Genomic DNA, 3312 nt, shown 5'->3' on the forward strand with positions numbered 1-3312 from the left:
GCAGAGCGTCTGAGGTGTAAATTTTATTTCGCTCATCCATATTCATCCTGGGAGCTAGGGACAAACGAAAATACGAATGGATTAATCAGACAATACTTCTCTAAGAAAATACCATTTGCTATGATTAGTCACGAAGAGGTTTTAATGGTTATGGCACGATTAAATCATCGCCCACGAAAACAACTTGGATTTAAAACACCCTATCAAGTCTTTTACCAACTCGATTCTCACTTAGCTTTTGAACTTACATCACCAAAAAAATCATTTATTTTATAAAAATGTGAAATTACTCATATTTTAATAAAATAAAAAGGTTAAAATAAAATCAATTATATTTTGGATTTGAATTATTTAGGAGAAAGAAATGAAAGCTGCTGTTATTAAACCTGAATGCGATGGACAAGTTGAAATCAAAGATATTCCAGTTCGACCGTTAGAAGCAGGAGAAGCGTTAGTCGATGTTGAATATTGTGGTCTTTGTCATACCGATCTTCATGTTGCTGCGGGTGATTTTGGTAAAAAACCAGGTCGAGTTATTGGTCATGAAGGGGTTGGTATTGTTTCAAAAATTGCCCCTGATGTGAAAAGTCTTAAAGTTGGTGATCGGGTTAGTATTGCATGGTTTCATGCTGGTTGTGGTACTTGTGAGTTTTGTATTTCTGGGAATGAGACTTTTTGCCGTAGTGCATTAAATTCAGGTTATAGTGTTGATGGTGGCATGGCCGAGCAATGTATTGTAAAGGCCGATTATGCGGTGAAAGTACCAGATGGACTAGATCCAGCACAAGCTACCAGTGTAACTTGCGCAGGTGTAACTACTTATAAAGGTATAAAAGTAGCAAGTACCAAACCGGGACAATGGCTTGCAGTATTTGGGATTGGGGGACTTGGTACGCTTGCGGTGGAATATGGTAAAAAAGTGTTTAACAACAAAGTGGTTGCCATTAGTAATAGCGATAGTCAATTAGAATTATGTAAAAAGCTAGGGGCTGATTTAGTGGTTAATCCTAAAAAGGTTGCTGATGTTGGTGCTTATATTAAAGAGCACACCGGCGGTGGTGTTCATGGAGCTGTGGTAACATCCGTGACAAAAACAGGTTTTAATCAAGCCATTGATTCAGTTCGCCCATTAGGTCGTGTGGTGGCTTTAGGTTTGCCTTCTGAAACAATGGATCTTAGTATTCCACGAACAGTATTAGATGGTATTCAAGTTTTAGGTTCACTGGTTGGTACTCGTGAAGATTTGGCTGAAGCGTTCCAATTTAGTGCTGAAGGTAAAGTTGTTCCAATAGTTGAAAAACGTCCATTTGAAGACATTAACAATATGATTGAAGAGATGAGAGCAGGTAAAATTCAAGGCCGTATGGTTGTTGATATGAAAATGAAGAAAAAGAAATAACTAACCGATATTTATTCATAAGCCAGCCTGGTGCTGGTTTTTTAGTCGATTAATTTTATAACGCATTCAGTATTAATCTATTCTTTTACTATTTTTTTTAATTGTTAATCTCAACGCTTCTTGTATTTTATATATAAACCCCTATTATAAGTGGCATTTTTACGCTTATATTATATGTATTAAAGGGGTTTTTTGATGTCAGATCACAATTTAGAAAATAAATTGCGAAAAGATCTTGGTATAGTTTCGGCATTATCACTTGTAGTCGGAATGGTTTTAGGTGCAGGAGCATTTATGAAACCTCCCGCTGTTTTAGAAGTTACTGGTGATTATCATTATGCACTATTAGCTTGGATAATAGGTGGTATTTTTTCCATTTGTGGTGGATTAACACTTTGCGAATTAGGTGTAATGTTCCCTCGAACAGGGGGATTACTGGTTTATCTTGAAAAAATTTATGGTGCTAAAGTTGCTCATCTTTATGGTTGGATGATAACCGTGCTGTTTGCCCCTTCCTTAGTTGGTGCATTAGTTGGCTATTTCAGTTCGGTATTTTGTTTGTTATTCAATATTAATGATGCGTTTAAAATGGCTGTCAGCGCTGGAGTACTGGGATTCATCGCCTTTATTAATGCAATTGGTGTTAAACAAGCTGGATATCTGCAAACTATTGCCACTGTATGTAAACTCATTCCAATATTATTATTAGCAATATTTGGATTATGGAAAGGCAGTGGGCAAGTGGCATTATTTAGTGCTAGTGGACAAGGTATTGAAACTATGGCTCCTTTTGCAGTCGCTATTTTAGCCACATTATTTGCTTATGATGGTTGGGCACAAGTTGCCTCTGTTGCTGGTGAAATTCACAATCCAGCCAAAGTGTTACCTAAAGCAATTATTCTGGGGATTATCTTTTTAGTTATTGTTTATGCCTGTATTAATATTGCATTGTTTAAGATTTTTCCTGTTCAAGAAATGGTTACTCTTGGGCATGATGCATCAGCAGTTGCGTCGCAACGGATGTTCGGCAATTTTGGTGGTAATTTAGTAGCAGTTGGTATCATGATATCTATTTTAGGTGGTATAAATGGTTATATTATGACTTTATCACGAACCATTTTTAGTATGGGAGAACGCGGCACAATTATCGGTGCACGTTATTTAAGTACCATTGATGATGATAGTCGGTCGCCAGTTAATGCTATTATAATTCTAGTAATTTTTTCTTTCTTATATTCAGCTTTACTTGATGCCGATCGTCTATCTGAAATTTCGATGTTTTCTATTTGGGTATTTTATTTATTAACATTTATCGGCGTATTTATCGCGCGAAAAACATATCCTAATGTTGTAAGATCTTATAAAGTGATAGGTTATCCCATTATACCAATTGTTGCTATTTTAGGCGCTGTTTATGTTATTTATGGTATGCTTATCTATCAAACAGTAAATGGTATCGCCTCAATAATTCTCACGTTAATTGGATTACCCATCTATTTTTATTATGATAATAAAAACAAAGGGATAGAACTTGCACTTGGTGAAGTTAAAAAATACCGAATTAAAACTCAATACACGATTATGATTGCAGCCATGGTTATTATTGCATTATTAATAATTTACGGCAGCATAATAAGTAAATAAGTTTGCATCAATATTATGACCGTCAATGAAAATTGGCGGAATTAATATAATTGAATAGTAATAGATAGTTATTCTCTCTGAGATATTCAGTGTTTTATCTAGCAGGTGGGCATTTTCTAAGATGTGCCGTAACTAAGCAATTTAGATAAGTAAATAAGATTTTTGTCAAAAAGTTTCAGGATAGCCATATGTTTTAGTAAAAATATTAAGCTGAATTCAACATCTAAGTGCGAATCCAGTCAGTAAAAGGCTTCATAAGGTGTTTTATA

General features: G+C 35.2%; 2 protein-coding genes and 1 pseudogene. All 3 read left to right on the forward strand.

Annotated features, from left to right (window positions below):
- Positions 1 to 276 (forward strand): annotated as a pseudogene (locus tag Q0K76_RS12885) (hypothetical protein); the annotation flags it as partial.
- Positions 277 to 364: 88 nt separating this feature from the next.
- Positions 365 to 1399 (forward strand): alcohol dehydrogenase AdhP, encoded by a 1035-nt coding sequence (gene adhP, locus Q0K76_RS12890; RefSeq protein WP_294616077.1) that lies wholly within the window; start codon positions 365 to 367, stop codon positions 1397 to 1399.
- A 195-nt stretch (positions 1400 to 1594) separates the two neighbouring features.
- Positions 1595 to 3043, forward strand: coding sequence for an amino acid permease (locus Q0K76_RS12895; protein WP_294616078.1), 1449 nt, complete (start codon positions 1595 to 1597; stop codon positions 3041 to 3043).
- Positions 3044 to 3312: the final 269 nt, after the last annotated feature.

The organism is uncultured Gilliamella sp. (assembly GCA_945271295.1).
Lineage (GTDB): Bacteria > Pseudomonadota > Gammaproteobacteria > Enterobacterales > Orbaceae > Gilliamella.